Genomic DNA, 521 nt, shown 5'->3' with positions numbered 1-521 from the left:
ATGCACGGGGCGCTCCCCCTTGCCGTCGAAGTCATGACCGTTGCGGCGCTGGCCTACTCCATCGCCTGGCGGGGGCGGCGCTGGTGGAGCCGGCGGGTCCCGCTGGTCGCGGCGGTCGGCGCTGTCACCGGCGCCGCGACGCACTGGTACTACAGCACCCTCGGGCTGGCCAGCGAACCGCCGCCATGGCAAATGTGGCTGTGGACCACGTTGGCGGGCTCGGCCGTCGCGGTCGCAGTCGCCAGCTGGCGCCGCGCCGGGTGGTGGCGACGCAATGTGTGCGTGTTCGCGGCATCGTTCTGTCTGTTGAGCGCGGGCCTGACCATCAACGCGTGGCTGGGATATTTTCCGACCGTCTCCGCCGCCTGGGGCCAGCTGACCAATGGACCGCTGCCGGACCAGACCGACTTGCGCGCCGCCTACACCGCCAGGTCCAAAGGCGTTGCGCCGCAACGGGGCGCGGTGGTGCCCGTGGACACCGGTTCGACCGCGTCGGGTTTTCGGCATCGCGGCGAGTGGGT

1 pseudogene is annotated in these 521 nt (G+C 71.2%); it reads left to right on the top strand.

Annotation, left to right across the window (positions count from 1 at the left end):
- Positions 1 to 33: 33 nt before the first annotated feature.
- Positions 34 to 521 (top strand): annotated as a pseudogene (locus tag A5646_RS01185) (esterase family protein); the annotation flags it as partial.

Source organism: Mycobacterium sp. 1245499.0, from assembly GCF_001673615.1.
Classification (GTDB): domain Bacteria; phylum Actinomycetota; class Actinomycetes; order Mycobacteriales; family Mycobacteriaceae; genus Mycobacterium; species Mycobacterium europaeum_A.
This window is presented reverse-complemented; position numbering and strand designations above follow the sequence as displayed.